Genomic DNA, 6,920 nt, shown 5'->3' on the forward strand with positions numbered 1-6,920 from the left:
ATTTGAGGGATTTCGTCGAAAGGTTAGAAGAAAGTTCTAAGCCAAATTGAGTTGGCGTATTGTATTGCCAATTGAAATGAGAAGAAAAACGCTCTTCCGGTGAAATATAACCAAATTGCCCTGCTGCCTTATAGCTCTGAATTTTGGCTAATTGAACTAAATGTTGCTGCCATTGGGGATCGTTGTGCGGAATTTCTACCGTTGGTTTTTGTACTTCGGTAGGTGCATTTAATACTGAGTTACAGCCTGTTAAAACCAGCAAGGTAGTAAGGGATAAAAGTGTTGACAGTTTTTTCATAATATTCTCTATATACTATAGGACGAAAAATGTTTCGCTCCACAAATACTATTGGAATGATTTTGCAAATCTTTGGTCAAAATCAACCGCTTGTTATGCCCCAAATTGTAGGCTATGGAGTTGTTTATAAGCCCCACCTTGAGCAAGAAGCTCTGTATGACTTCCTCGCTCAATGATATTTCCGTGATCGACCACCAAAATTTCATCGGCTTTTTCAATGGTTGATAAGCGATGAGCAATGACAAGCACGGTACGATCTTTTTGCAATACTTCTAATGCCGACTGAATGGCTCTTTCGGATTCAGTATCAAGAGCAGACGTAGCCTCATCAAGTACAAGTACAGGCGAATTTCTGAGTAAAGCACGGGCGATCGCTAAACGTTGGCGTTGCCCACCCGATAGGCTTGCTCCGTTTTCACCAATTATGGTATCTAAACCATTATCAAGTTTTTCAATAAATTCCATTGCGTGAGCGGCTTTTGCCGCAGCAATGATTTCTTCTCGGCTATATTTATCGGTTGCCGCATAAGCAATGTTATTGGCAATCGTATCGTTAAATAAGTGAACTTGCTGTGAAACTACAGAGCATTGTTCACGTAAGTTCTTTAAGGTGTAATCTTGAATATTAATGCCGTCTAACAAAATTTCACCATCATCAATATCATAAAAACGAGTGAGCAAATTGGCGATGGTTGATTTACCCGAACCGGAACGCCCCACCAATGCCACAGTTTTGCCTTTAGGAATCTCAAACGAAATGTTGTTTAATGCTTTTTCATCTTTACCCACATAAGTAAAACTGACATCTTTAAATTCAACATTACCTTCTGCTTTTTCTACTCGAACAGAACCGTTATCTTTCTCGGTTTTTAAATCTAAAAACTCAAATAATGTTTGGCAAGCAGCCATACCACGTTGGAATTGCGAGTTTACATTAGTTAATGATTTTAATGGGCGTAGCATTGCCATCATAGACGAAAACACAACCGTAAATGAACCTGCGGTAAGATTTTCGCTCATCACTTCAGGGAAAGTTGCTACATAAAGTACGGCAGATAATGCAAAAGAAGCTATAAGCTGCACCACACCATCAGAAATACCATCAGCAGAAACCACTTTCATTCCTTTGCGACGCATATCATTACTTACACGCTCAAAACGATCTTTTTCTACTTTATGTCCGCCAAAGGAAAGTACCTCTTTATGCCCTTTTAACATTTGTTCGGTGGTGATTGTCAGCTCGCCCATTGAGTTTTGAATGTTACGGCTTAATTTACGGAAATATTTGGAAACAAAACCAATTAGCACACCGATAATCGGAGCCATAATAAATAGCACAATTGAGAGTTGCCAACTGGTATAGATCATCACTACAAATAGAGAGATCAAGTACGCCCCTTCACGCACAATGGTAACTAACGAATGAGAAGCTGAACTTGCCACCATTTCGGTATCGTACGTTACACGTGAAAGCAAACGCCCGGTCGGGTTATTATCAAAATAACTAACGGGCATATACATTAAATGTTGGAAAATTTGACGGCGTAAGTTCATTACCACTTTACCCGAAACCCACGCTAAACAGTAACTGGCAATATAATTGGTAATTCCCCGAACTAAAATAAATACCACAACAAGGATTGCCATTAATTTAAGAAAACCGTGATTTGCCTGCCCAAAACCTTCATCTAAAAGTGGTTTAAGCAAATAAATTAACCCCGAGTCTACTAAGGCATTGAGCACTAAAGCAATAGCACCCGCGATCAAGCCTGCTCTAAAAGGGCTAATTGTCGGCCATAAACGTTTAAAGGTTTTAAACGTGGAAAGATCTTTTTCTAAATTAACTTGTTCTTGCATAATTCTTTCTTTTTATTGAAAAATCGGGCTATTGTACCTTGATTTCAGAGACTAACCAAATTAAACGCTATTCTGCCTAATATATAATCTATCTTAGTAGAAAAACATTACCGCCATTTTAAATACTAGAGGGGCTAAAATAGAAGATAGTACCCCACAAGCAACTAATGCAATAGAACTATAACTCCCTGCTTTCATACTATGTTCTAAGCACCGACCTGTGCCTAATGCGTGTGAGGCTGCCCCCATACTTAATCCTATTGCCATAATATTTCGTACTTTGATAAAACGTAACAACATAAAACCTAAAATAGAACCCACTAAGCCTGCGATCATCACCCCAACCGCCGCAATACCCACATTACCATCAATTTCATTAGTGATGATGATCGCCATTGGCATTGAAACTGATTTAGGTAACACCGCAGCTAAAATATCTTGACTCGCACCAAACAGAAGAGCAAATCCAACACCGGTCAGCATCGTAACAAGCGTACTAAACAGTAGAACAACCATAATTTGCCGCCATTTTTTACGGATCTGAGGTAACTGTTCATAAAACGGGCAAGCAAGTGCAACTACTGAAACACCTAGTAAATTATTCAAAGGTGCATTGCCTTTGTAATAGTCGTGATAAGGAATGTTAAAAATGACAATAACGCCAATAATTAATGTCAGAGCAATCAAGAATGGATTAAGCAGATTGATAGCAAGTTTTTGACTAATTTTTATCCCAACGATAAAAATCACCAATGTCAAAATAGAATAGAGATAAATCATTTAGTTTCTACCTCGATGAAATAGCCATTGAGCAAATAATCCGATAATCACAATAGAAACTAAAGAACTTAACGCGGTAGATAAGACAAAAGTGTTAAAATTTTCACTAAACAGATCCAAATGTTCAATTAATTCAGCACAAATCGGCAAGAAAAATAAAGTCATATAGCGAGTTAGCGGTCTAGCACTTGGCATAACCCATTCTACCTTAACAATCCCTATTACCAAACAACCAAATAAAATTAGCATACCTAAAATACTGTCCGGAATGCCTATGGGGAAAAGAAAGGCAATGAGCTTGCCTAAATATAGCATTACAAATAGCAATGCTAACGATGCTAAAATCTTAAACACTTTTGATAACATATAACCTCCGAACAAGCGGTACTTTTTTATCCATAATTTGCAAAACTTTGTAAGAATTCGACCGCTTGCATATTATATTACACTTTTAAAAATTGAATAACCGACTCCAAATCTCTTGTTCTTTTTGAAGGCGGTAAACTTTTCAAAAACGTTTGCCCATAATTACGCATTACCAGACGAGAATCGCAGATGATTACCACCCCTCTGTCTGTTACATCTCGAATTAAACGCCCAACACCTTGTTTAAGTGTAATCACTGCTTCCGGAATTTGAATATCATTGAAAGGATCGCCCCCTTGTAATTTGCAGTCTTCCATTCGGGCTTTGAGTAAAGGTTCATCAGGCGAAGTAAACGGCAATTTATCAATAATCACAAGAGAAAGATCATCACCTCGCACATCAATCCCCTCCCAGAAACTTTGGGTTGCCACCAGCACTGAGTTTTCTTCTTTCACAAATTGTTCCAACAAACGACTTTTGCCGGTTTCCCCTTGTAGCAGCACATTAAGCGAACTATGTTCTCTTAAAAAATCCGCCAAACCTCGCATCATATAATAGGAAGTACAAAGCAAAAAGCAACGCCCTTTGTTCGCTTCAATCACCGGTTTTAATAGCTGCCCTAATGCAGTTAGGGTATGAGCTTTATTAGTATCAGGTAAATAACGAGGTACACAAAGTAACGACTGATTTTGGTAATCAAAAGGACTTTGTAATACCAACTGTTCCGCATTTTCAATGCCTAATCGTTGGCAGAAATGGTCAAACGTACCACCTACTTCAAGGGTTGCTGAGGTAAACACCCAACCAATTTGCTGATCTTTCAATTGCTCGCCAAACTTATCCGCCACCGTCAATGGTGTGATATGCAAACCAAAAGAACGCCCATTTGCTTCATACCAATAGCAATAGCCTGTTACTGTTGTGTCCATCAATTTTTTAAGACGAACTTTCACTTCCGCCAATCGCTCAAAAATTTTGTCTAAGGTTTCAGAACGCCCTAGTGATTTCTTCACAACCTCACTTAAAAAATCGACGTTCTCGGCAACTTTTACCAATCCATCAACCACTTTTTTATCCCGAAACAGATCTCGCAAATTGCCTCTAAGCTGCCCTTCTCCGCCCATTAATAAACGGAAATCTTGCACAACTTTCATCAGATGATCGGAAGCTTTCCCCAACTGTGCCACATCTTTTAATTCCGTACGGTAAACAATGTTGGTATCTTTACAAATATCAAATAATTGGCGAGAAGAGAGAGATTGCCCGAAGTATTGACTGGCGATGTCCGGCAGTTGGTGGGCTTCGTCGAAGATCACCAATTCTGCCTCAGGGATCAGCTCCCCAAACCCGGTTTCTTTTACTGCCATATCCGCACAAAACAGGTGATGATTGACCACAACCACATCCGCATCCATCGCTTTACGGCGAGCCTGCACCACATAGCAATCTTTAAAATGCGGGCAATCCGAGCCTAAACAACTCTCCGTTGTACTCACTAACTGAGGTAAAATCGGGCTATCTTCGGCAATGGTAATACATTCGCTCAAATCCCCTGTTTTGGAAGAATTTTGCCATTTACTGACTTTTTTCAAATCCGCCAACACCGACTTATCGCCTAATACCCCCATTGCGGTAACTTGCTCTAAGCGTTCTAAGCAGAGATAGTTTGCCCTGCCTTTAAGTAAGGCAACTTTGCCTTTATATTTAAGGGCTTTTTGAATGGTGGGAAGATCTCGGTTAAATAGTTGATCTTGTAGATTTTTTGAGCCTGTAGAAACAATGGTTTTCTTACCTGAAAGCAGTGCTGGCACTAAATAAGCAAAGGTTTTGCCCGTTCCTGTTCCCGCTTCCACTACCACAGGTGTTGCAAATTTTACCGCTTTTCCGACCGCTTGTGCCATTTCAAGCTGTGCTTTGCGAGGGCGAAAGCCGTTGATATTTTGGCTAAGTAAGCCATCATCACTAAAGGCGTGGAGAATTTTATCGTCGTATTTTGTCATTGAAAATAAGTAAGCGGTTGAATTTGCAAAATATTTTACAAAAACAACCGCTTGTAGAATAGTAATTTATTTAATTTCCTAACAGTAGCCCATCATCGCTAAGTTGTTCGTGGCGATTTTTTTGGAACAGCCGTAACAAATCTGACACGTCCATTTGCTTACGTTGTTCGCCCGAAACATCAAAAGCCACTTGCCCTTGATGAAGCATTACAGTTCTATCACCGTAATCTAACGCTTGTCGCATTGAGTGCGTTACCATTAGCGTAGTTAATTTTTGCTCTCGAACAATTTTATTCGTTAGTTCCATCACAAAATCAGTGGTTTTAGGGTCAAGAGCTGCAGTGTGTTCATCGAGTAATAAAATATTAGAAGGCTGAAGCGATGCCATTAAAAGGCTAACCGCTTGGCGTTGTCCGCCCGATAATCGCCCCATTTGGTCGGTGAGACGATTTTCCAAACCTAAACCAAGCAGCGAAAGTTTGTCTCTGAATAGCTCTCTCATTTGGCGTTTAATCGCAAAGCCCAAGCCTCGCTTGCTACCACGCTGATACGCCAACGCCATATTTTCTTCAATGGTTAAACTTTCACAAGTGCCAGCCATTGGATCTTGGAATACTCGAGCAACTTGGTTTGCTCTCTGCCACGTTGTGGTGTTATTAACTTTGTTACCCTGAATAATAATCTCGCCACTATCAACGAAACAATCACCACTAATCGCATTAAGCATTGTCGATTTGCCTGCACCGTTACTGCCAATCACAGACACAAATTCGCCTTGTTCTACTTTAAGCGATAAGCCTCGTAATACAGGGTTTTCAATCGCCGTGCCTTTATTGAAGGTAATGAATAAATTATTTAATTCGATCATTTTAACCTCTCTTACCTGCCAATATCTGCTTAATTCTCGGCACTGCCAACACAATCACAACCAATAACGCCGTAATTAAGTTAAGATCTTGCGGACCAAAGCCAATGCCGTTTAAAGTATCGTTATTTAACGCAAGAGCGATAAAGAAACGGTAAAGCACCGAACCGATAATAACGGCAAAAGTGAGCCAAATAATCCGTTTGACCGAGAAAATTGCCTCGCCGATAATCACCGCTGCCAAGCCGATAACAATAGTGCCGACACCGATAGAAATATCCACCCCGCCATTGCTCTGCACATATAATGCACCGCCCAACGCTATTAATGCATTAGAAATCGCCATTCCTAAAATCGTCATTTTGTTTACCGCAATGCCCTGTGCTTTTGCCATACGATTGTTTGTACCGGTGGCTCGCACCGCTAAACCGATTTGGGTAGTGAAGAAAAGGTCAAACAAACATTTCACAATCACGACTACCAGCAATGCCATCACAAGTCTAACTAAAGCTAATTGCAGGTCGCTTTCAATTGGCATTACATCATAAATTGTCGTTTCGCCAAGAATTGCAATGTTCGGCATTCCCATAATGCGTAAATTAATGGAATAGAGGGCGATCATCATCAAGATACTGGCAAGCAATTTCTCAATTTTAAAACCGATATGCAGACTTGCCGTAATCATACCGGCAATTGCCCCTGCTAAAGTGCCATACAGTGTTGCCAGCCAAGGATCGACTTGATTTAAAATGCT

Annotated in this window: 7 protein-coding genes; all 7 read right to left on the bottom strand. The window is 40.1% G+C overall.

Annotation, left to right across the window (positions count from 1 at the left end; genetic code table 11):
• The coding region (gene lolB / locus ACJHV0_RS03540; RefSeq protein ID WP_483133401.1) for a lipoprotein insertase outer membrane protein LolB at positions 1-298 on the bottom strand (298 nt) is incomplete at its 3' end.
• Positions 299-391: 93 nt separating this feature from the next.
• Positions 392-2,155 carry a lipid A ABC transporter ATP-binding protein/permease MsbA gene (gene msbA, locus ACJHV0_RS03545; RefSeq protein WP_025236148.1) on the bottom strand — a complete coding sequence of 588 codons (1,764 nt, stop codon included), beginning with the start codon at positions 2,153-2,155 and terminating at the stop codon, positions 392-394.
• Between the two features lie 93 nt (positions 2,156-2,248).
• Positions 2,249-2,935, bottom strand: a complete 687-nt coding sequence (locus ACJHV0_RS03550) for an LrgB family protein (protein WP_025236149.1) — start codon at positions 2,933-2,935, stop codon at positions 2,249-2,251.
• The gene (locus ACJHV0_RS03555; protein ID WP_025236150.1) at positions 2,936-3,301 is read right to left on the bottom strand and encodes a CidA/LrgA family protein; all 366 of its coding nucleotides are present in this window, start codon (positions 3,299-3,301) and stop codon (positions 2,936-2,938) included.
• Between the two features lie 77 nt (positions 3,302-3,378).
• Positions 3,379-5,301, bottom strand: coding sequence for a DNA repair helicase YoaA (gene yoaA / locus ACJHV0_RS03560; protein ID WP_483133402.1), 1,923 nt, complete (start codon positions 5,299-5,301; stop codon positions 3,379-3,381).
• Between the two features lie 70 nt (positions 5,302-5,371).
• The gene (locus ACJHV0_RS03565) at positions 5,372-6,169 is read right to left on the bottom strand and encodes an ABC transporter ATP-binding protein (RefSeq protein WP_483133403.1); all 798 of its coding nucleotides are present in this window, start codon (positions 6,167-6,169) and stop codon (positions 5,372-5,374) included.
• Between the two features lies 1 nt (position 6,170).
• Positions 6,171-6,920 (bottom strand): ABC transporter permease (locus tag ACJHV0_RS03570; RefSeq protein WP_483133404.1); only part of this gene is annotated, 750 nt, incomplete at its 5' end.

The organism is Mannheimia sp., assembly GCF_056854775.1.

What these genes read in the sequence shown, in the direction of transcription:
- msbA (WP_025236148.1), bottom strand. Translation starts at nt 2,155, where the DNA reads ATGCAAGAACAAGTTAATTTAGAAAAAGATCTTTCCACGTTTAAAACC.
- ACJHV0_RS03550 (WP_025236149.1), bottom strand. Translation starts at nt 2,935, where the DNA reads ATGATTTATCTCTATTCTATTTTGACATTGGTGATTTTTATCGTTGGG.
- ACJHV0_RS03555 (WP_025236150.1), bottom strand. Translation starts at nt 3,301, where the DNA reads ATGTTATCAAAAGTGTTTAAGATTTTAGCATCGTTAGCATTGCTATTT.
- yoaA (WP_483133402.1), bottom strand. Translation starts at nt 5,301, where the DNA reads ATGACAAAATACGACGATAAAATTCTCCACGCCTTTAGTGATGATGGC.
- ACJHV0_RS03565 (WP_483133403.1), bottom strand. Translation starts at nt 6,169, where the DNA reads ATGATCGAATTAAATAATTTATTCATTACCTTCAATAAAGGCACGGCG.